Raw genomic sequence first — 20944 nt, 5'->3', positions numbered from 1 at the left:
ATGTCATACCTATTGCCATTAACTATGGACAATTAAAGACATAAAAAGTCCCAGACTAAACGGACATATTATTGGATTAGCTTTGCCTTTATGCCCTGTGGGCCCCCTGGGTAAAGTGCTAGCGCTTAATCATAAGTTACGGTTGCAGCCGTTTGGCACCCGACATTAACTTGAACAAAAATCCCCATCGCCAATCTTATTTTTGTTAACGGCTCAAGCGTTTAATCTCAAGGGAAAGTTTTTTACCTCTTGTTCCTATTAGGTTTTACTAAGCAACCAGCCAAAGAGGAGATACTCATGAAAAAGTGGTTTTTTCTCACGATAACATGCACGGCAACCATCTTCATCCCCAACCTTCTGAATGCCGAAGAGCGGCCGAAAACGCCGGCCGAGGGTTACAATATCCATGTCACCGCGCCGCACCGTCACGAAGACGGCACTGTGCACGGCCCCTATCACCATTATTGCAAATCGATCAAACCCGAAATCCTGCAATGCATGATTTTCCTGTCGGACGATCCCAATGCCGAGCTCGTCGAGATCGAATATTTCGTTGACCAGAAACTCGCGCGTTCCGGCGTGACGCTGGAGCAATGGAACAAGCATTTCCACGACCACAAGGTGGAAATCGCCTCCGGCCGCGTGCAAGTACATGATGTGTCGCCCGAGAAAGCCAAGGAAATCGCCGATGCGGCCGCCAAGACTGACGGTATCATCTTCCATTTATGGCCTGAAGGCGCCAAGTTTCCGAATGGCGAGGTGTCTTTTCCGACCGCCGTTAGCCACAAGCCTGTGGATAAGCTTGAAATACCGAAATAAGCAGACAGGAAACTTCTGCAAGCCTTTTCACAGTGTATGAGGCGGCTTCAGTCGCCTCATAATCCTCAATATTCTATAAAAACTACAAAGAACACGGATGCCCCATGCTTTATTAACTAAACATATCACCGCAAACTGACCATTTTTGTCACAGACTGACAAAGCCTGCCATTTTTAACGGTATTGCCAAATAGCTTTCCGACCTTCGCCTGCCCCTGAAACCCTGCAAAATCACGCTTCGCATATTTTGGCACGGCCTTTGCATTATTACTGACGTAACTCTTACTTTCCATAGCAAAAAAGGAAAAGCACCATGAAAACTCAAATAAGAAAAGTACAACAAGGTTTTACCTTAATCGAATTAATGATCGTCGTTGCGATCATCGGTATTTTGGCGGCGATTGCGATTCCGGCTTATAACGATTATATTGCCAAAGCTCAAGCAGCAGAAGGCCCGACATTGATTGATGGCCTTAAAACCCCAGTGGTTGAATTAGTTTCGAACGAAGGCGTTGCGACTGCATGTACAACCCAGAAAATGCAAGATCAAAAAGCTGTTTTAGCAGGAAAATATGTCAGCGGTGTAACCTTAGCTGCAGCTGATCCTAGCTGTGCAATTACCGCCACATATGCTGCAGGTTTAAACCCAAAAGTAGCTTCAAAAACTGTTACTTATACATATAACAGCACCACTGGCGCATGGACTTGCTCAACAAACATGGTCGCTGAAGTAGCTCCTAAAGGTTGCACTGTTGGTGGCGGCGCTTAATCACCAAACGGGATGGGTAATATCTTTACCTTACGATTAAACGCATAATCTACATTTAATTACAATTAAGCCACCCAGTTCGTTCAGGACTGTGTGGCTTTTTGTTTATGCTCTTCAGACAATTTCTTGAAGCAAAACTACATCGCTTCAAGTATTTATCTTTGATAAAAATTCTACAAATCCCCAGATGCATTCCTAAAGCCTTAAGTACAAAAATGTCATCATGTTAAAGAATGACTATAATTAATCATTCTTTAACATAATTTCCGTTCATAACCTTATGGCTGATCCCTATGCTTTTCCTTTTGCGCTGGATCCTGAGTCTATAAACGACTGGTTGTCTACATTGGAACCCTTATCGGTTAGCGACAAGGTCAATCAGCTCTACACAGTCATAAAAAAACTCAGCAACTCGGCTCTTGAAGCTCCGGTGCTCTATTCAGTCCTGGATCAATTGGCACCGGCCATTTTAATGGCGTCCAATAGCCTTGTGCACATAGCGACCAGCAATAAAGCTGCCCATGTTGCCGATAAAACAAGGAAACTGGTTCATTTTTCCGTCCAGCTTATTAGAACGCTCTGTTTCGCTTACAGCAACATCAGCAATGACAGTGCGCTAACCAAAGCACAGCGGGCTTCGATTATTTATAAGTCCATGCAGCTGGCCTGCCTGCTGGCAAGGCGCAACGCTGTGTTTTACGAGGCGCCTGATACCGCGCTTTGGGCAAAAATCAGCGAGCTTTACCTGAACGCCAAAGCGCTCGATATCCTTGATCTAGATATTCAGGATGCCGCTCCCGGTCTGAACCAGCAACTGACTATCGAAGCAATCCTGAAACAGGCACTGCTGTTTTACATCTGCAACGCCTATGATTTTTCCCCTTCGGAAATTGCCGATATCTTTCACGCAACCGGCAAGCTCTGCCGGTTACTGACGCTGGATTCGAACCCGTCCGAATCTTCATTTTTCTGTTGGCATCCTGATTCGCTTGCAGCCCCGCAGTACACCGATCCCTATAGAACAAATGAAGGAGGCCTGTATATCAATACATCCGGCCTCATTCGCTACTTTGAGTCAAATACGGCCCATCTGCAGCATTACCAAACCTTCCTGTCGACATTGAACCGGCTGACGGCTTATGAGCCGGTCAGGGAATCGGCCGATCCGGCTAGCCCCACTGAATGCGACATAGCCATAGGGACGGCATGGGCGGCTCAATTACTGAAAATGCTGATCAACAGATACCGCATTCTTGAACTGAGCGGGACCCTGGAAGAGCAATCGGAACCCGCCGAGCTGGAACTCGAGCCGATGGAAAACGGGAAAAATACCTTTGGTTTTATCACAACCAAATTTCTGAAAGACGAAAGGCCGGCGTTTATCATCAAAAGCAAGGCCTTTGAAACCAACAGCCCCGGCTTTTATATGGCCAAGGTCAGCCAGAATTGCGCCATCGGCGAACCGCTGGTTTTCATACGGGAGAATAAAAAACCGCTGCTGGCGATTGTCCGCTACCTGCGCATCGAACCCGTGATGAATCTGAAGCACATACTGCTGGAGATACTGCACGGTGATGTTTACCCGATTGAAATCAATGAAGAAGAAGGATTCATTATCGAGCGCGCTGACGGCAAAACCGAATTTCTCCTGTCTCCCAATAACTACAGGACAGGAACTTGCTTTGCCATCGATAAGAGATTGATAAACGGGACTTTTTGCCTGGATAAATTTATTGAGTCCACGCCGCACTTTATGCGTTTTCAGGTTAGCCAGATTGCCGATGACTGATTGGCGATAATTGTCGGATCGGCTCTCGCTGGCCCATACTAATCCCCTGCCGCCAACATCAATTTATAGTCGGCTATTCCCTCGATAGCCGTTTTCACCGTTTGCCGCCTGATTTGATGCCGAGCTCCGGCAAATTGCTTTTTTATCACCTCGCAGCCGCCGTCTTTGTATTGCCAGGCGATAAAAACCGTGCCCACAGGCTTCTCCGGTGAGCCACCATCGGGTCCTGCGATGCCGGTTACGGCGCAGGCGCAGTCCGCATCGCTGTTTGACAGAGCACCCTGCGCCATTTCCATTGCCGTTTCAGCGCTGACGGCCCCGTATTTTTCCAGCGTTTCCTGCCTGACGCCCAGCATCTGCACTTTTGATACATTGCTGTAGGTCACATAGCCCCGGTCAAACCAGGCCGAACTGCCCGGCACTTCGGTGATGGTCTGGGCAATCCAGCCGCCGGTGCAGGATTCGGCCGTGACGATTTTTCTTCCGCCGGCTTTCAGCGAGCGGCCCAGCTGTTCGGCCAGTTCAAATAATTCGTGATCCATGATGGTGACTCCCCTGCGACTTCGGATAAAATAGGCACATGAGTATAAATCAAAATTCCGCTACCCCCCACACTCCCATGATGCAGCAATATCTGCGCATCAAGTCCAATCATCCCGATACGCTGGTTTTTTACCGCATGGGGGATTTTTACGAACTTTTCTATGACGATGCCAAGAAAGCGGCGCAGCTGCTCGATATCACCCTGACCAGCCGCGGGCAATCGGCCGGCACGCCGATCGCCATGGCCGGCATTCCTTATCATGCGGCCGAAGGCTATATCGCCAGACTGCTGCGCAACGGCGAATCGGTCGCGATTTGCGAGCAGATCGGCGATCCCGCGGCTTCGAAAGGCCCTGTCGAGCGCAAGGTGGTGCGTATCGTCACGCCCGGCACGGTCACGGACGAGGCCCTGCTCGAAGACCGCAAGGACAATCTGCTGGTCGCCGTCTGCGTTCTGAATCATCACTTCGGCATCGCCACGCTGGACCTGACCAGCGGCCGTTTTATCCTGCAGCAGGTTGAATCCGAGGATCAGCTGCTCGGCGAAATCGGCCGCCTGAATCCTGCCGAACTGTTGTTCAGCGAGGACTGGCCGTTGCCTGCCGCGATCAAGCAGCGCAGCGGCCTGTGCCGCCGGCCGCCCTGGCATTTCGAAACCGAAAGCGCGCTTCAACTAGTGTTGAAGCAGTTCAACACGCATGATCTGAAAGGTTTCGGCTGCGAGCACATGCCGGCCGCTATCGCCGCCGCCGGCGCCCTGCTGCAATACGTTAAGGACACGCAGCAAGGCGCGCTGCCGCACATTCAGGGCATCCGCATTGAGAACAGCGACGACAGCATCGTGCTCGATGCGGCCAGCCGCCGCAATCTGGAACTGGACTCGCACCCGTCCGGGCAACTGCAATACACACTGTTCGGCGTGCTGGACAAAACCGCTACGGCCATGGGCAGCCGCTGCCTGCGGCGCTGGATAAACCGGCCCCTGCGCAATCATGCCATCCTGAACGACCGCTATGCCTGCGTCGCTACCTTATTGAGCGGCCAACTGTACCGCGATGTGCAAGCCCAGCTTCGGCAAGTCGGCGATATTGAAAGGATCAGCTCGCGCATTGCCCTGAAGTCGGCGCGGCCCCGGGACTTGATCGTATTGCGCAATACGCTGGCGGTGCTGCCTGGCCTGCAGCAAGTGCTTGCCACGAGCGACAATCCACAACTGACGCTGTTAAGGGAAAAAATCGGCGAGCAGCCGGTGATGCTGCAACTGCTGAACAAAGCCGTCATCGATAACCCGCCCGTTCTGATCCGCGACGGCGGCGTAATCGCGCCGGGCTATAGCCGGGAACTCGATGAACTGCGCAACCTGAGCCAGAACGCCGACCAGTTCCTGATTGATATGGAAAACCGGGAGAAAGCCGCGACCGGCATCACGAACCTGAAAGTCAACTATAACCGCGTGCAGGGCTACTATATCGAGATTTCGCGCCTGCATGCCGAAAAAGTACCCGGCCATTATATTCGCAAACAGACACTGAAAGGCGTCGAGCGCTATGTGACGGAAGAGCTGAAAGCGTTTGAGGATAAAGTCCTCAGTGCGCGCGAAAAATCGCTGGCCTTCGAGAAGTCTCTGTACGAGGAACTGCTTTCGATCATCGCCGCCTCCCTGATCCCGCTGCAGGAGTGTGCCGCTGCGCTGGCCGAACTCGATGTGCTGGTCAATTTCGCCGAGCGCGCCGATACGCTGAATCTATCCGAACCGGCACTGGTTGACGAGCCGGGAATCCAGATCGAAGCCGGCCGGCATCTGGTGGTCGAGCAGGTGTCCGATATTCCGTTTGTGCCCAATGACTTGTCGTTCTCCGATCAGCGCCGCATGCTGATCATCACCGGCCCCAACATGGGCGGCAAATCCACTTATATGCGTCAGGCGGCGCTGATCGTCCTGATCGCGCATATCGGCTGTTACGTGCCGGCCAAGGCGCTGACCTGCGGCCCTGTCGACAAGATTTTCACGCGCATAGGCGCTTCCGATGATCTGGCCAGCGGCCGCTCGACGTTTATGGTGGAGATGTCGGAGACGGCCAATATCCTGCATAATGCCACATCGAAAAGCCTGATTTTAATGGACGAAATCGGCCGCGGCACGAGCACGTTCGATGGCCTGTCGCTGGCCTGGGCCTGCGCCGATTATCTGGTCAAGGAAACGAAGGCGTTTACGCTGTTCGCCACGCATTATTTCGAGCTGACAACGCTGGCTGATGAGCAGGAAACCATCCACAATGTGCATCTGGATGCCATGGAGCACGGCGACCGGATTATTTTCCTGCATGCGGTCAAGGAAGGGCCGGCCAATCAGAGTTACGGCCTGCAGGTAGCTTCGCTGGCCGGCGTGCCGCGTTCCGTGATTGATAAGGCCAAAGCCAAATTACAGCATCTGGAAAACAATGCCTATATAGGGCAGCAGGCGGAAACCGGGGTTAATCAGCTGGATCTGTTTTCGGCCAAGGAATGCCATCCTGCCGTGTGTTTGCTGGAGGATATGAATCCTGACGAGTTCAGCCCCCGTCAGGCTTTGGATTTGCTCTACCGGCTCAAGGAAATGGTGTAGGCTGGATTGATAAACCCGGCATTTGCCCCCCAGGCTTTGTAGGGTACGCATCGCGTACCTTTCCGGACTTGCGGTGTGCCGAAAAGCCCTGAACAGGTACGCGATGCGTACCCTACAATGGATTTCGCCTTGATTTTGACAGGGCAGCGGGTAGGCTGGGTTGGTAAACCCAGCACTTCGAAGTCCTTTATGCCGGGCTTACACTAACGGCTGGCCATGCTATTTCGGATTCGCTTCGCTTTCCAGAGCCTCAGCCAATTGCTTAGCCGGCATATAGCCCGGATAGATCGTGCCCTTTTCGGTGACGATCATCGGCGTGCCTCTAGCTTCAAACTCTGCGCCGAGCTGCATGTGTTCGTCGACCGGATTGTCGCAGGTCTTGGCGGCCGGCGTTCCGCCTTTTTTGGCTTCTGTCAGCGCTGCATTGCGGTCTTCAGAACACCAGACGGAAACGGCTTTGTTGTAGGAATCCGAACCCTTGCCGGCTCTCGGGAAAAACAGGTATTGGATCTGGATGCCCTGGGCCATGTACTGATCGATTTCCGAATGCAGTTTGCGGCAATAGCCGCAATCGATGTCGGTAAAAACATAGACTTTGTATTTAGCTATCTTCGGCTTGAACACGATCATTTTATCCTGGCCGAGTTTTTCAAGAGCCTGTTTGCGCGTGTTGCCTAATTTTTCTTCCGTCAGGTCGGTACGCTTCGCTACATCGATTAGATGGCCCTGCAGTAAATATTTGCCGTCATCAGACACATAAAAAATATTCGCGCCGATTGCAACCTCATAGAGGCCTTTTATCTCGGAAGGTTTGACGGAATCGATTTTTACTTCAGGCATGGACGTTGAGAATGCCTGCCGGATGGCATTTTCATCTGCCTGAGCGACAGGCAAGGTCAGGCCGAATAGTGATAGTGCGGCAATCTTGATAACTTTTTTCATGGTCTTCTCGTTTTTTTCCTTTGCATTGTAGGGTACGCATTGCGTACCTCTCTTTTAACGTTCCGGTGAATTATATATAAGGGTATTACGGGGGCGGATATTGGCCGAAGTCAGGTTGCCGCATAACATCAGTTATTAAACAGTAATCTTATTATTGAAACAAACGCCCAATATCCAGAATCATGGCGAATACCATTAGAAAAAACAGCAAGGCCATGCCAATCTGTTGAAAGAAAAGTTGTGCTTTTTCCGGAACAGGACTGCCTTTAATGGCTTCTATGCCGAAAAACATTAAATGCCCGCCATCCAGCACCGGTATAGGCAACAGATTGAGCACGCCGAGACTAACGCTCACCAAGGCAAGGAATTTCAGGAAATGGGTTAGACCCATCGTGGCAGACTGTCCGGCAAACTGGGCAATACTGATAGGGCCGCTTAAATTTTCAACAGAAGCCTTGCCGACCAGCATTTTGCCCATCATTTTCAAGGTTGAGACGGAATAATAATAAGCTTTTTCGAAAGCGGCAGGCACTGCCTGGAGCGGCGATAAGGAATATTCGGCACGCATGGAGTCCGTCAGACCTTCCGGTACCTGAACGGACGCGCCGATTTTTCCTTCGGTTTTCTGTTCGGACATGACGCTCTTAGGCGTCAATATTATCGGCATGCGTCTGTCATCGCGCTCGATAATCACATTGATCGCTGCGCCGGGGTGGCTTTTTACATACTCCACCCACTGCATCCAGTCATTGATTTCAGTACCGTCAGCGCTGATGATCAGGTCGCCTGTCTGCAAGTCGGCTTCAGATGCCGCACCACCGGCGAGCACTTGCCCTATGACCGGCTTCAGTTTTGGCGTCCAGGGTTTAAAACCCAATCGTTTATATAAGACATCAGGATCGTTGCTGTCTTTTTCTGGAATCCTCAAAATTTTGGTGCTTTGCGCATCTTCAAAATTTCTGACTTTGACTTCTACTTGCTCTCCGCTATCAAGTGCGGAAGCGACCAAAACACTCAAGGCCTCGGCCCAGGTCGGCGTCGCTTTGCCATTGACGGAGATGATCTCGTCGCCTTCTGCAAAGCCCGCCTCTGCCGCCAGCGTGCCCTGTTCCACCGGACCGAGCACCGGCTTTATGCCGACTTCGCCGATGACCAATACGCTCCAGAACAAAACGACGGCAAGCATCAGGTTAAACACGGGCCCTGCCGCCACGATGGCTGCTCTTGTCAACACCGGCTGCTGATTAAAGGCATAAGGCAGATCCTCTTTTTTGACCTCGCCCTCGCGTTCATCGACCATTTTGACATAACCGCCCAGAGGAATGGCCGATATGACATACTCTGTTGACTCAGGATCTTTCCGGTAGGACCACAATACTCTGCCGAAACCTACGGAGAACCTGAGCACTTTGACTCCGGCTCTGCGGGCTACCCAAAAGTGCCCAAATTCATGAAATGAAACAAGAATACCGATAGCAATGATGAAATAAAACAGAGTATGCATGAAGTCCTTTAACCAATAAGCTCGTCAATAATTTTATTAGACAACTTTCTGGCTTGTTTATCCACGTCCAGAACAATTTCCAGACTATCGGCCGGTTTGACTTCAAATTGCTGCATACAGCGCTCAATGATGACCGGAATATCGGTAAAGCGCACGCGCTCATTCAAAAAGGCGTCCACCGCTATTTCATTGGCGGCATTCAATACGGTCGGCATGATCCCGCCGGCATTGATGGCCTCATACGCCAGGCGCAGGCAGGGAAAACGCTCCAGATTCGGTTCCTGGAAATCCATGCGGCGGACTTCGAAAATATTAAGCGGCTCCACGCCGGATTCGAACCGTTCCGGCCAAGCCAGGGAGTGGGCGATGGGAACGCGCATGTCCGGGTTGCCCATCTGCGCCAGCACGGTACCATCCACATAATCGACCATCGAATGGATAACGCTTTGCGGATGGATGACCACCTGTATTTGGTCCGGAGTCATATTGAACAGAAGACAGGCTTCGATCATTTCCAGACCTTTGTTCATCATCGTGGCCGAATCGACTGAAATCTTCTTGCCCATGTCCCAATTGGGATGAGCGACTGCTTGAGCTGGCGTCACATGCGGCATTTGCTCCAGCGGCAGTTCGCGAAACGGGCCGCCCGAAGCGGTGAGCAGAATGCGTCTGGCCTGCTTGGCGCGCACGCCGGTTTTATAACCGGCAGGCATACACTGGAATATCGCATTGTGCTCGCTGTCGATCGGCAGCAACTGCGCCCCCGAATCGGCTATGGCCTGCATGAAAATGTCGCCGGACATGACCAGCGCTTCTTTATTAGCCAGCAATACGGTTTTGCCGGCCTTTGCCGCAGCCAGGCTGGGCAGCAGTCCCGCCGCGCCGACGATAGCCGCCATGACCGAATCGACGTTGTCCAACGTGGCAACATGCTCCAGCGCATGGGCGCCGGACAGGACTTTAATGTCTGGGACCGGTGAATTCTTCAGTTTGTCCTTGAATGCCTGAACCTTGGCCTCATCAACAATAACGACGTATTCAGGGCGATGCGCCAGACATTGTTCGTATAAGGTATCGGTATTGGTATTGGCGGTTAAGGCGACGACCTTGTAAAGATGGGCATGCCTGGCCACTACATCCAACGTACTGACGCCGATCGAGCCGGTCGCTCCGAGTATGCAAATGCCTTTCTTCATGCCACTAACCCAGACATCAGGAAAATACCGGCATAGAAAAACGGCGCTGCGGCAATGAGACTGTCGATGCGATCCAAAATGCCGCCATGTCCCGGCAGAATGGAACCGCTGTCTTTTACGCCGCGCTGGCGCTTGGCGAGGCTGAAAAACAAATCGCCATAAATAGAAACCAGGACCGTCAATACGGACAGCAGAACAAAGTCCGATGCGATCATAAAGTTATAACCATAGAACAGGCTTAGAACAACTGCGCAAACCACACCGGCTATTAAAGCGCCATACATGCCCGCTACTGTTTTGCCGGGACTGATTTCAGGCGCCAGCTTGGTTTGCCCGTATTTCTTGCCGATGAAGTAGGCTGCAATATCGGCTGCCCAGATCAGGAGCAGGAAATAAAGCACCATTCCCTCGCCCCATATGGCTCTCAGCCGGCTCAAAAACAACCAGGCCGACAATAAGACGAACCAGCCGATCAGCGCTTTATAACGCGTTCCCAGCTGCAGTTTCAACATCTCCGACGGCCTGCTTCTGATCAGTATCATGGCCAGTATCCAGAACAGTACCGGCGGGATAACCAGCCATTCCAGCGCACCAGAATAACTCCTGACTTCGGGCCAATCGAAGCTTTGCGCAATCAGCTCGAGGAAATAGGTCCAGAAATGAAGGCCCAGCATCGGCAGAACCAGCGCCAGTAACAACAAGCCCCGTTTCAACGGTGAACTGATGCCTGCCAAATCGCTCCATTCCCAGGCGGCAACCAAAATGATCAATCCTAAAACTAATGAAAAATACTCCGAAGGCAACTGGAACACAGCCAGTACGACCAAAAGAGCCAATATTGAGGCGGTTATAATTCGCTGCAGTAACATTTTATTAATTATTGTGATTATTAAGATTTAGAAGGTGACGGCTTTATTAAGCACCTGCTCCCCGGTATGGCCAAACCGCCGCTGCCGGCTTTTAAAGCTCTTAATAGCGTCTTCAATTGAATCCTGGTCGAAATCCGGCCAGAGTGTCGGTGTAAAATACAGCTCCGTATAGGCTAATTGCCACAACAGAAAATTACTGACACGTTGCTCGCCGCCTGTTCTGATAAACAGATCGGGCTCGGGCAGGTCAGCAGTGGATAAATATCGTTCGACCAGCTTTTCATTGATCTCCTGGCTTTCCAGTTCGCCAGCCGCTATTTTTTCAGCCACTTTCCGGAAAGCCTGACACATATCCCAGCGACCTCCGTAGTTTGCCGCCACAACAAGGGTTAAGCCCGTGTTGTCCTTTGTCCTCGCCTCTCCTTCGGCAATTTTAGCCTGTAATTTTTCTGGAAATGCCGTTCTGTCGCCGATAAACCGCAAGCGGATATCGTTACGGTGCAGTTTGTCGATTTCCCGCTGCAGCGTAGTGATAAACAAGCTCATCAGCATGGAAACTTCTTCTTGTGGACGTCGCCAGTTCTCGCTGCTGAAAGCGAACAGGGATAAAACCTCAATCTCCTGTTTGGCGCAGTATTCGACGACTTTTCTGACGGCCTTGACGCCGGCCTGATGCCCCATAGGGCGCGGCATAAATCTTTTCTGTGCCCAGCGGCCATTGCCATCCATAATGATGGCGATATGGCGCGGCTTGTTATTATCTGATTCTAAACTGTTGGAATCATCAGCTGACATTGCTAAATCTCAGTTAAATTGACAGCAGATCTGCCTCTTTGGCTTCCAATAATTTTTCCACTTCCTTGATATATTGATCGGTCAATTTTTGGATTTTCTCTTCAGCAGCGCGCGCTTCATCTTCGGAAATCATTTTTTCCTTCAATGCGTCCTTTATTTCCGAATTGGCATCGCGGCGAATATTTCTGATCGCCACACGGCCATTCTCCGCTTCATGCCTGACCACTTTAACGAGGTCGCGACGACGCTCTTCAGTCAGCGGAGGCAATGGAATGCGGATAGTCATGCCGGCGGTATTCGGGTTTAAACCGAGATCCGACTTCAAAATCGCTTTTTCGATCGCCTGCACCATGGTCTTTTCCCATGGCGTGATAGTTAAAGTACGTGCATCTTCAACAGCAATATTGGCAACCTGCGATAACGAAGATTCTGTACCATAGTAAGAAACAGTTATCTGTTCCAATAGGCTCGGATGCGCCCTACCCGTTCTTATTTTTGAAAATTCATGCCTTAACGCTTCTATGCTTTTGCCCATGCGGGTTGCGGCATTCTGTTGAATATCACTTATCATTATATGTTCCTCATTGAATAAGAGACCCTATCTCTTCACCCATCATCAGTTTCATGACGGCGCCTTTCTCAAACACATTCATGACGCGCATCGGCAGATTATTGTCCCTGCATAATACCAGCGCAGTCGCATCCATGACGTTCAGGCGCTGATCCAGGGCTTCATCATACGTTAATCGAGGATAAAATACGGCATCTTTTACTTTCTCAGGATCTGCCGAATAGACGCCTTTGACCTTAGTCGCTTTAATCATCAGTTGCGCGTTGATTTCAATCGCTCTGAGGCTGGCTGCCGAATCGGTGGTAAAAAAAGGATTGCCCGTGCCGGCTGCAAAAATTACCACGCGGCCTTTTTCCAAATGCCTCACGGCCCGGCGGCGAATATAATCTTCGCATACCTGATTGATTTTCAAGGCTGACATGACTCGAACCTGTTGACCTAAATGCTCGAGCGCATCCTGCATGGCCAATGCATTGATGACTGTGGCCAGCATACCCATCTGATCGCTGGTCACCCGGTCCAGCCCTTCCGAAGCTTTGTCAGCGCCGCGCAGTATATTGCCGCCACCTATGACCAAGCCGACCTGGATACCTACATCACATAAATCTTTAATTTCCGTGGCAAGACGCTTGACAATATCTGAATCGATACTGCCGCCTGTCTCGCTCATCAGCGCCTCACCGCTTAATTTAAGTAAAATTCTCTGGCAAATCAGCTTAGTCATATTCAACCGGGTATTAATAATTTATTAGCACAAAGTCCCCCGGCCGGTAGCCGGGGAATTTTTTTAACTGCCTCTAACTTGAGCCATAACCTCTTCGGCAAAGTTTTCTTCTTTCTTTTCAATGCCTTCGCCTACTTCAAAGCGTGCGAAGCGAATAACGCTGTTGCCTTTTGAGGCAACCAGTTTGCCGACGGTAGTTTTATCGTCTTTAACAAATGGCTGGCCCAGCAAAGTGATTTCGGCCAAAAATTTGCTGATGCGGCCGCCAATCATTTTCTCGATGATTTCTGCCGGCTTTCCGCTTTCTGCCGCTTGAGCCGAGAAAATTTCTTTTTCTTTCTCAATCAGTTCCGCAGGCACTTGATCTTCAGAAACACATTCCGGTTTGCTTGCGGCAATATGCATTGCGATATCTTTGCCTAACTCGCTGTCAGATTTTGCTAATTCAACGATGACGCCGATTTTGCTGCCATGCAGGTAGGATGCAGTACCGCCTTGCTCTGTATGGTACTTTACAAAGCGTCTAATGGTAATATTTTCACCCAATTTTGCAATCAAGCTGCGACGCACGTCATCAACGACGCTGCCGTCGGCCAATTTCATAGACTGCAATTGCTCATCCGTTTCAACATCGGAAGTCAATAAAGCCGCTGTTACATTGTTAACAAAGTTAACAAAATCTTCACCTTTGGCAACGAAATCGGTTTCGCAGTTAACATCCACCATAACCGCTATTTTCGCATCATCGCTGACCTTTATACCGATAACGCCTTCAGCGGCAGTGCGGCCTGATTTTTTATCGGCTTTGGCTAAGCCGGATTTACGCATATTCTCAATGGCCAGTTCCATGTCGCCATTGGCTTCTGTTAACGCTTTTTTGCATTCCATCATGCCGGAACCGGTTCTCTCGCGCAGTTCCTTAACCATTGCTGCAGTAATACTCATTATTTTTCCTCACTGTTCGTACTATAAAAACGCCCCCATAAGGAGGCGTTTTTTCTTGATCTGAACCCTCACTCACACAGGCCATTGCCTGTTATAAATGAGGGAGTGAATTATTCTGTTGCTGAGGCTTCTTCAACGAAGTCATCGGCTTTTGCCGACATATCCAGACTTGCCGCTTTAGCTTCCATTACAGCCGCAGAAACGCTTTGACAGTATAGTGAAACCGCTCGAATTGAATCGTCATTACCAGGAATGACGTAATCGATTCTTTCCGGTGAATTGTTGGAATCAACAACGCCCACTACCGGAATGCCTAATTTCTTCGCTTCGCTGATTGCATTTTTCTCATACCCGACATCCAGTACGAAAATAACATCAGGAATGCCTTTCATGTCTTTGATACCGCCCAGGCTGCGCTCGAGCTTTTCGAGTTCACGCTCCATGCCCAGCGCTTCTTTCTTGCTGAACCGTTGGTAAAGCGTGCCGTCAGTCTTCATCGCTTCCAGTTCTTTCAGGCGATTGATTGATTTCTTGATAGTTTTGAAATTGGTCAGCATGCCGCCTAACCAGCGATGGTTGACATAAGGCATGCCGCAACGTTTTGCTTCTTCCGCAACAACTTTGCGCGCTGCTTTTTTAGTGCCGACAAACAGGATGGTACCTTTGTTTGCGGACATTTGACCCAGATAATTCATGGCGTCATTGAACATCGGAAGCGTTTTTTCCAAATTGATGATATGGATTTTGTTACGTGCTCCGAACAGGTAATTAGCCATTTTCGGGTTCCAGTAACGGGTTTGATGTCCAAAATGAACACCCGCTTCAAGCATTTGACGCATGGATACTGCTGCCATTAATTTCTCCTAAGATCTAAAATCGGACTATTTGTCCGAGTTGGGTTACGCCTCCACTTACCCCGCTTGGCAACCAGCTACAATAACTTGAGCCAGCACCCTGCCAAACGTGACGACAAGTGTGAGTATTAATACAAAAATGAACTTAACTTTATATCATAATTAGCTTTTTACAACAAGCCAATCTCTGTTAAACTCTTCGCATGTCATAATCTGACTAACCTTCAAAACTAGACCTTTATCTTGCCTCATCTGTTATCCGGCACAAACAACCTTAGCAAATACAAGTAATCATCTCCATGAGCATAATCATTAAAACCGAAAGTGAAATTGAAAAAATGCGTATCGCCGGAAGATTGGCCGCTGAAGTTTTGGAAATGATTGCGCCTTATGTTGTCCCGGGAGTCACCACCGATCAACTCGACAAAATCTGCCACGATTATATTGTCGACGTGCAAAAAGCCATACCTGCGCCGCTTAATTATCACGGTTTCCCGAAATCCATTTGCACATCCATTAATCACCAGGTCTGCCACGGCATTCCCAGCGAAAAGAAACTTAAATCGGGCGATATCGTCAACATCGATATTACGGTTATAAAAGATGATTACCACGGCGATACCAGTAAAATGTTCTGTGTAGGGGAAGTCAGCCAACACGCCCGAAGACTGGTGAATGTAACTCGCGAAGCCATGTTTCTGGGCATTGAGCAAGTTAAGCCTGGCGCCACCTTAGGCGATATAGGCCATGCCATACAGAAACACGCGGAAGCCAATCACTTTTCTGTAGTCAGAGAGTTTTGCGGCCACGGCATCGGCAAAAAATTTCATGAAGATCCACAGGTTCTGCATTATGGCAAAGCCGGCACGGGTGAAGTGCTGCAAGCCGGCATGATTTTAACCATTGAGCCCATGCTCAATCTCGGCAAGCGCCATGTCAAAGTATTGGCCGACGGCTGGACTGCAGTCACTAAAGATCGAAGCTTGTCCGCCCAATGGGAACACACCATTCTTGTCACAGCCACCGGTTATGAAATCCTAACTTTGCGCCAGGAAGAAATGTGAATGATTTGACCTTTCCTACACTCTTTACAGAAAAAGACAGCCTGCTTCAGTTCAAACAACTGCTGAAGCAAAAAGACGCTGAACTGAGGCAAAAATTCGATCCGCACAGTTCGGTTGCCGCGCTGCTTAAAGAAAAATCCGATTTCATCGACAAAATCCTGAGCCTGTGCTGGCAACATTACCTCGGCGATTACGCCCAATCGCTGAGTTTGATCGCCGTAGGCGGTTATGGCCGCCGGGAATTATTCCCCTATTCGGACATTGACATCGTTGTTTTGCTCGAGTCGGAAGACACTTCGCCTTATCAGGAAGCATTGGCAAACTTCTTTACTTTCCTGTGGGATATCGGCTTAAAACCCGGGCAAAGCGTGCGCACGATCGAGGAATGCATTAAAGCCGCACAGGATGATCAGACGATCATGACCAGCCTGATGGAAATGCGCCTGCTCATCGGCAATATCGCCCTTTACGAAACGCTTAGAGAAGCCACTACGCCCGACAAAATATGGCCCTCGGATCAGTTTTTCATTGCCAAGATGGAAGAACAGCGGCAGCGCAATGCCAAATTCCACTGTACCGCCTATAACCTCGAACCGAACATCAAGGAGGGCCCGGGCGGATTGCGCGACATGCAGATTATCGCCTGGGTATTCAAGCGTCATTACAATTCGGCCACACTCAAGGAACTGGTCAAATACGGCTTCCTGCCGGAATCCGAATATTCGGAACTGGTTGCCGCCCTCGATATACTCTGGCGCATCCGCTATGCACTGCATCTGCTGACCAATCGCGGCGAGGACCGGCTGATTTTTGATTATCAACGCGACCTTGCCAAGCAATTCGGCTTTAGCTCGGAAGACCGGACCTACAATCAGGATGTCGAACAGTTTATGCAGTTTTATTTCAAAACGGTACTCGGGCTCGAGCGGCTGAATGAAATGTTGCTGCAACTGTTTAACGAACGCTTCGTTTGCGGAGAAGCCGTCTATAGGCCACTGCCTTTTAATGCCAAATTTTCCGTTATCAATGGCTATCTTGAAGCGACCGAAGACACTATTTTTGAGCAAGAGCCGACGTCTCTGCTGGAAATTTTTCTGATTCTGCAGCAGAACTCCTCACTTAAAGGCATCAGGGCGACCACCATCCGCCTGATCCGCAAGAACTTGTACCTGATTGACGAGGCGTTTCGCAAGAATAAAACAGCCAACCGTCTGTTCATGGAAATATTTCGCCAACCGCGCGGCATTACCCATCAATTAAGACGAATGAACCGCTACGGGGTATTAGGCGCCTATGTACCCGGCTTTGCCAATATCGTCGCGCGCATGCAATATGACTTGTTTCACATCTATACAGTGGATGAGCATACGATTTTCGTAATAAGCAACTTGCGCCGGTTTGCATTGGAAAAACACATTGACGAACTCCCTTTTTGCAACGACATCTTTCTTCTGATTTCCAAGCCGGAAATTCTGTATATTGCCGCCTTGTTCCATGACATCGCTAAAGGCCGAAATGGCGATCATTCCATGATAGGAGAAGAAATCGCCAGGCAATTCTGCATCCAGCACGACCTCTCACAGCATGACACCAAGCTGATCACCTGGCTGGTCCGCAACCATTTGATCATGTCGATGACCGCCCAGCGCAAAGACATCGGCGACCCCGATATCATCCACGAATTCGCTCAGCAAGTGGGCAGCATCGAATATCTGAATTACTTGTATTTACTGACCGTGGCAGATATTCGCGCCACCAACCCGGAACTGTGGAACTCTTGGAAAGATGCTTTGCTTCAGGAGCTTTATTCGGTAACGCACAGCGCCTTGCAAAGAGGACTGGAAAACCCGGTTGCACTGGAAGACCGGCTGCTCGAAAACAAAAAAGAAGCCAAAGACGAACTGATCAAGCTCGGCATACCGGAACCGGTTATTTACAAATCCTGGAAGCATGCCAGCGACGATTATTTCCTGAGATATTCGGCGGATGAGATAGCCTGGCATACTATAGCCATCGCTTCATCCAACGAAGACGAACTGCCTTTGGTGCTGCTGCGCCCGCAAACCCAGCGAGGCAGCGCGGAAGTCTTCATTTATACGAAAAATGAAGAGGCCGTTTTTTCAATAAGCACGGCAACATTGGACCAACTGGGACTTACGATTCTGGATGCCAGAATCATGACCACATCGGACAATTATGTACTCAACAGTTTCCAGGTACTGGAGCAGTCAGGAGAACCTATTGACGAACCGTTCAGGGAAGTCCATATCTGCACGGCACTGCGCCACAACCTGCTGCACCGGGAAGTCAAAAAGCACAAGAATATCCGTCGCCAGTCAAGGCAGGCCAAGCACTTCCCTATCCAGACTAGCATTCGGTTTCATGCAGACCCTTTAAACAGGCACACCATCATAGAACTGATAACGACTGACCGTGCCGGTCTCTTATCAAAAATAGGCCAGGCTTTTATACAGCAGCGCATCCATCTGTACAGCGCAAAAATAACCACGATCGGCAGCCGCGCCGAGGACATGTTTTATATAACCGACCAGCAATTACAGCCTATCACCGACCCATCCAAGCAGGAGCAAATACGCAGGGAAATTCTTAAAATGCTGGAAACCGGCAGCGATTAAAAACAGCCCAAACCGATCAATAGGCAAAGCCATTACTGGAAGCCAGCGTTTTTTCGATAAATTGGATCAGCCGGTTATAGTCATTCTTTCCCATATCGACATAGCGCATGCCGATCTTGCAGAGATCCCTGGAAACCCGCCGCGAATAGGCAATATGGCAACGCGCCGCTATAGGCGACATCTGCCCGTTCTCATCGGGCAGTTCCAGACTAATGGATAGTTCCACCGGCCTGCCGCCGCGCACATAACTGCCGCCCGGCGTCATGACATTACGCTGCCTGATGTCACACTGAATAGAGATCTCCGCGCTACTGGTGTCCAGCGCCAAAACGTTTAAATGCACGCCATCCTCATTGGCGACAATCACTGAAAGCGGCTTTGAAATTTTGGGATAAATTTTTTTACGCATTGCTTCGGTACTCAATAAATTGATTGGTAAATTCTAGCCTAAAACAACGCAAGAACCAGATGGAGCGGCCGCTTAATTACTTTTTTTATCAACAACATGAACTGCATCACATTAATTCGCGAATTGATGCAACAGCCAAGTCGAAAGGATTTTTTGAGAGAAAATCTTATGAAACCTGTCATTTCCATAAAACGGAAGTCGATAACACAACACGAGCTCCATCACAAAACGAAAAAATGTTCGTCAAGCCTGTCTGCAATTAGTGTTCAGGACCGCCAAGGTCGCATCCAAGTATGTGACAGTGCGCCGCAAAACGCATGAGCCATCAAAATGTGTCGCTTAACCCGTGATTTATAGCAGGACATGCAAAGGGTTGTGAAATAGACAAGAATGGCGCCAATGGCTACTGATCAGCGCCTATTCAATTCCTGTGTACACGGCAGGCTCAAGCCAATGAAATGGCGCAACCGTTTTCTGAAAATAATAAAATCCGACAACTCAAACGATTGACTGCCCCTTGGCGAGCTTGGGAAGATTGCCATCCAAGCCCATGGCCATGCGCATGACTTTGTTTTTTGCCGGCGAAAGTCGCTCGGCCAGCCCCAGCCCCAGGTTCCGCAAGAACTTGACCGGCAATATCTCGTTACTGAACACGCGATAAAAAACCTCCATGACTGTCATCATTCTCAGGTTTTCGTTGCGCCGCAACTTTTCGTAGCGCTTTAGAACGGCTATATCATCAATAGCCTGCCCCTGCTTCTGCGCCTCAATCAAAACCTCGCCCAACGTGGCCGCATCCAATAGGCCTATGTTCACCCCTTGCCCAGCCAGCGGATTGATCATATGCGCCGCATCGCCGACCAGAACAACGCCGGGCTTGACGTAGTCCTGCGCATGCTGCCGTTTTAAAGGAAAACTGGCTGTGCCGAGAACCCCTCTAACCTTACCGAGGCATTCAGGAAACGCAGCCGCCAGCTCGGCCATCAGTTCCTCATGAGGCAATGCTTTTAATCGGACCACTTCATCCGGCGAGTTGTACCAGACTATGGAGCCATAATGCCCCGTCAACGGCAAAAATGCCTGCGGCCCGCTAGGTACAAAACGCTGCCAGGTGATATCCTGCTGCCCATAATCCGTCTCAATATAAATGACCAGGGCGTGCTGTTTATAATCCCAGCTTGTTACCCCCAAGCCCACAGCCTGCCTGACTCTGGATTGCCCTCCGTCTGCCGCAACCAGCACTTTTGCCGACAACAGGCGCCCATCAGCCAATTCCAGTTCGGAATGATCATTTTGACTTTCGGCTGAATAACTGATTCGGTTAATCGTGGCAGGACAGATCAGTTCGATGTTATCGAAATCGCGCAAGCGGTCCAATAAAGCCAGCTGCGTCACACGATTTTCAACAATATAGCCCAGCTCCGAATGACCGATATCATCGCTGCAAAATTCCGTATCGCCGGCAGTCTCCCAGACACGCATGCGCCGGAACGGGCAAAGCCTGCGGCTGGTGATACCCCGCCAGGCGTCGACCGTTTCAAGGATGTTTTTCGACGCAATACTGAGTGCCGAAACCCTCAAGTCATGCGGCTGATCGGCAGAAAACTCCTGCGGCAGCGAATTTTCTATTACAGCCACCTTCAATAAGCTGCCGCCCAAGCTACAAGCTAAGGCCGCACCTACCATGCCGCCGCCTACGATTACAACATCAAAACGCTCTTTCATATCAATTAATATATTAAGACAACCTGAACTTCCACAATTCGACAAAAATAGAGTACTAGCATGTACAATCTTTCGTGATACAATTAAAAGGTTTCACTAGATGAAATTCATCTAAAAAGATTTCGTAGTATCTCAATGTGTCTGCCTGAATTAAAATTTAATTCCTTGACTCTAACACGCATTGA

General features: G+C 49.8%; 18 protein-coding genes. 6 read left to right on the top strand and 12 right to left on the bottom strand.

Annotated features, from left to right (window positions below; translation table 11 throughout):
* The first annotated feature begins 297 nt into the window (after window positions 1-297).
* The 3 genes from ACTNE6_RS04755 (at window position 298) to ACTNE6_RS04745 (ending at window position 3377) form a co-directional block, all read left to right on the top strand.
* Window positions 298-819, top strand: coding sequence for a DUF1264 domain-containing protein (locus ACTNE6_RS04755; protein ID WP_442498783.1), 522 nt, complete (start codon window positions 298-300; stop codon window positions 817-819).
* Between the two features lie 313 nt (window positions 820-1132).
* Window positions 1133-1588 (top strand): pilin, encoded by a 456-nt coding sequence (locus ACTNE6_RS04750; RefSeq protein WP_442498782.1) that lies wholly within the window; start codon window positions 1133-1135, stop codon window positions 1586-1588.
* 280 nt (window positions 1589-1868) lie between these two features.
* Window positions 1869-3377, top strand: a complete 1509-nt coding sequence (locus ACTNE6_RS04745) for a hypothetical protein (RefSeq protein ID WP_442498781.1) — start codon at window positions 1869-1871, stop codon at window positions 3375-3377.
* Between the two features lie 38 nt (window positions 3378-3415).
* On the opposite strand, the gene ACTNE6_RS04740 is transcribed toward ACTNE6_RS04745, so the two are convergent.
* The gene (locus ACTNE6_RS04740; RefSeq protein ID WP_442498780.1) at window positions 3416-3919 is read right to left on the bottom strand and encodes a CinA family protein; all 504 of its coding nucleotides are present in this window, start codon (window positions 3917-3919) and stop codon (window positions 3416-3418) included.
* Window positions 3920-3957: 38 nt separating this feature from the next.
* Between ACTNE6_RS04740 and mutS the strand changes: the two genes are divergently transcribed.
* A complete protein-coding gene (mutS, locus tag ACTNE6_RS04735; protein WP_442498779.1) occupies window positions 3958-6525 on the top strand; it encodes a DNA mismatch repair protein MutS in 2568 nt (855 codons plus the stop codon).
* A 219-nt stretch (window positions 6526-6744) separates the two neighbouring features.
* On the opposite strand, the gene ACTNE6_RS04730 is transcribed toward mutS, so the two are convergent.
* The 9 genes from ACTNE6_RS04730 to rpsB all read right to left on the bottom strand — a co-directional run bounded on the left by ACTNE6_RS04730 (window position 6745) and on the right by rpsB (window position 14925).
* Window positions 6745-7467, bottom strand: coding sequence for a DsbC family protein (locus tag ACTNE6_RS04730; protein WP_442498778.1), 723 nt, complete (start codon window positions 7465-7467; stop codon window positions 6745-6747).
* Between the two features lie 151 nt (window positions 7468-7618).
* A complete protein-coding gene (gene rseP, locus ACTNE6_RS04725; RefSeq protein ID WP_442498777.1) occupies window positions 7619-8971 on the bottom strand; it encodes an RIP metalloprotease RseP in 1353 nt (450 codons plus the stop codon).
* A gap of 8 nt (window positions 8972-8979) precedes the next feature.
* Window positions 8980-10167, bottom strand: coding sequence for a 1-deoxy-D-xylulose-5-phosphate reductoisomerase (ispC, locus tag ACTNE6_RS04720; protein WP_194969046.1), 1188 nt, complete (start codon window positions 10165-10167; stop codon window positions 8980-8982).
* Complete coding sequence (locus ACTNE6_RS04715; RefSeq protein WP_194969047.1) at window positions 10164-11036, bottom strand: phosphatidate cytidylyltransferase; 873 nt, start codon at window positions 11034-11036, stop codon at window positions 10164-10166. Before ACTNE6_RS04715 ends, ispC begins: the two co-directional genes overlap by 4 nt.
* A gap of 27 nt (window positions 11037-11063) precedes the next feature.
* Window positions 11064-11831: an isoprenyl transferase gene (locus ACTNE6_RS04710; RefSeq protein WP_442498776.1), complete on the bottom strand. Its 768-nt coding sequence runs from the start codon at window positions 11829-11831 to the stop codon at window positions 11064-11066.
* Between the two features lie 13 nt (window positions 11832-11844).
* On the bottom strand, window positions 11845-12402 hold the full coding sequence (frr, locus tag ACTNE6_RS04705; protein ID WP_442498775.1) for a ribosome recycling factor: 558 nt from the start codon (window positions 12400-12402) through the stop codon (window positions 11845-11847).
* Between the two features lie 10 nt (window positions 12403-12412).
* Complete coding sequence (gene pyrH / locus ACTNE6_RS04700) at window positions 12413-13126, bottom strand: UMP kinase (RefSeq protein WP_194969050.1); 714 nt, start codon at window positions 13124-13126, stop codon at window positions 12413-12415.
* Window positions 13127-13189: 63 nt separating this feature from the next.
* Entirely contained in the window at window positions 13190-14071 is an 882-nt protein-coding gene (gene tsf / locus ACTNE6_RS04695) for a translation elongation factor Ts (protein ID WP_442498774.1), read from the bottom strand.
* Between the two features lie 110 nt (window positions 14072-14181).
* Window positions 14182-14925, bottom strand: a complete 744-nt coding sequence (rpsB, locus tag ACTNE6_RS04690) for a 30S ribosomal protein S2 (RefSeq protein WP_194969052.1) — start codon at window positions 14923-14925, stop codon at window positions 14182-14184.
* A 299-nt stretch (window positions 14926-15224) separates the two neighbouring features.
* Between rpsB and map the strand changes: the two genes are divergently transcribed.
* Both map and glnD read left to right on the top strand, forming a co-directional pair.
* Window positions 15225-15989: a type I methionyl aminopeptidase gene (gene map, locus ACTNE6_RS04685; RefSeq protein ID WP_442498773.1), complete on the top strand. Its 765-nt coding sequence runs from the start codon at window positions 15225-15227 to the stop codon at window positions 15987-15989.
* Window positions 15986-18625: a [protein-PII] uridylyltransferase gene (glnD, locus tag ACTNE6_RS04680; protein ID WP_442498772.1), complete on the top strand. Its 2640-nt coding sequence runs from the start codon at window positions 15986-15988 to the stop codon at window positions 18623-18625. The genes map and glnD overlap by 4 nt, the downstream gene beginning before the upstream one ends.
* A 16-nt stretch (window positions 18626-18641) precedes the next feature.
* On the opposite strand, the gene ACTNE6_RS04675 is transcribed toward glnD, so the two are convergent.
* Together ACTNE6_RS04675 and ACTNE6_RS04670 are read right to left on the bottom strand one after the other, a co-directional pair.
* On the bottom strand, window positions 18642-19034 hold the full coding sequence (locus tag ACTNE6_RS04675) for a PilZ domain-containing protein (RefSeq protein WP_434483769.1): 393 nt from the start codon (window positions 19032-19034) through the stop codon (window positions 18642-18644).
* Window positions 19035-19532: 498 nt separating this feature from the next.
* Window positions 19533-20759, bottom strand: a complete 1227-nt coding sequence (locus ACTNE6_RS04670) for an FAD-dependent monooxygenase (RefSeq protein ID WP_442498771.1) — start codon at window positions 20757-20759, stop codon at window positions 19533-19535.
* Window positions 20760-20944 lie beyond the last annotated feature (185 nt).

Source organism: Methylobacter sp. sgz302048 (assembly GCF_052162025.1).
Lineage (GTDB): Bacteria > Pseudomonadota > Gammaproteobacteria > Methylococcales > Methylomonadaceae > Methylobacter.
This window is presented reverse-complemented; position numbering and strand designations above follow the sequence as displayed.

Bases quoted from the DNA above. Each gene is read 5' to 3' on its own strand.
- ispC (WP_194969046.1), bottom strand. From the start codon at position 10,167: ATGAAGAAAGGCATTTGCATACTCGGAGCGACCGGCTCGATCGGCGTC.
- ACTNE6_RS04755 (WP_442498783.1), top strand. From the start codon at position 298: ATGAAAAAGTGGTTTTTTCTCACGATAACATGCACGGCAACCATCTTC.
- rpsB (WP_194969052.1), bottom strand. From the start codon at position 14,925: ATGGCAGCAGTATCCATGCGTCAAATGCTTGAAGCGGGTGTTCATTTT.
- ACTNE6_RS04740 (WP_442498780.1), bottom strand. From the start codon at position 3,919: ATGGATCACGAATTATTTGAACTGGCCGAACAGCTGGGCCGCTCGCTG.
- ACTNE6_RS04745 (WP_442498781.1), top strand. From the start codon at position 1,869: ATGGCTGATCCCTATGCTTTTCCTTTTGCGCTGGATCCTGAGTCTATA.
- rseP (WP_442498777.1), bottom strand. From the start codon at position 8,971: ATGCATACTCTGTTTTATTTCATCATTGCTATCGGTATTCTTGTTTCA.
- map (WP_442498773.1), top strand. From the start codon at position 15,225: ATGAGCATAATCATTAAAACCGAAAGTGAAATTGAAAAAATGCGTATC.
- tsf (WP_442498774.1), bottom strand. From the start codon at position 14,071: ATGAGTATTACTGCAGCAATGGTTAAGGAACTGCGCGAGAGAACCGGT.
- frr (WP_442498775.1), bottom strand. From the start codon at position 12,402: ATGATAAGTGATATTCAACAGAATGCCGCAACCCGCATGGGCAAAAGC.
- ACTNE6_RS04670 (WP_442498771.1), bottom strand. From the start codon at position 20,759: ATGAAAGAGCGTTTTGATGTTGTAATCGTAGGCGGCGGCATGGTAGGT.
- ACTNE6_RS04715 (WP_194969047.1), bottom strand. From the start codon at position 11,036: ATGTTACTGCAGCGAATTATAACCGCCTCAATATTGGCTCTTTTGGTC.
- ACTNE6_RS04710 (WP_442498776.1), bottom strand. From the start codon at position 11,831: ATGTCAGCTGATGATTCCAACAGTTTAGAATCAGATAATAACAAGCCG.
- mutS (WP_442498779.1), top strand. From the start codon at position 3,958: ATGAGTATAAATCAAAATTCCGCTACCCCCCACACTCCCATGATGCAG.
- ACTNE6_RS04675 (WP_434483769.1), bottom strand. From the start codon at position 19,034: ATGCGTAAAAAAATTTATCCCAAAATTTCAAAGCCGCTTTCAGTGATT.
- ACTNE6_RS04750 (WP_442498782.1), top strand. From the start codon at position 1,133: ATGAAAACTCAAATAAGAAAAGTACAACAAGGTTTTACCTTAATCGAA.
- ACTNE6_RS04730 (WP_442498778.1), bottom strand. From the start codon at position 7,467: ATGAAAAAAGTTATCAAGATTGCCGCACTATCACTATTCGGCCTGACC.
- pyrH (WP_194969050.1), bottom strand. From the start codon at position 13,126: ATGACTAAGCTGATTTGCCAGAGAATTTTACTTAAATTAAGCGGTGAG.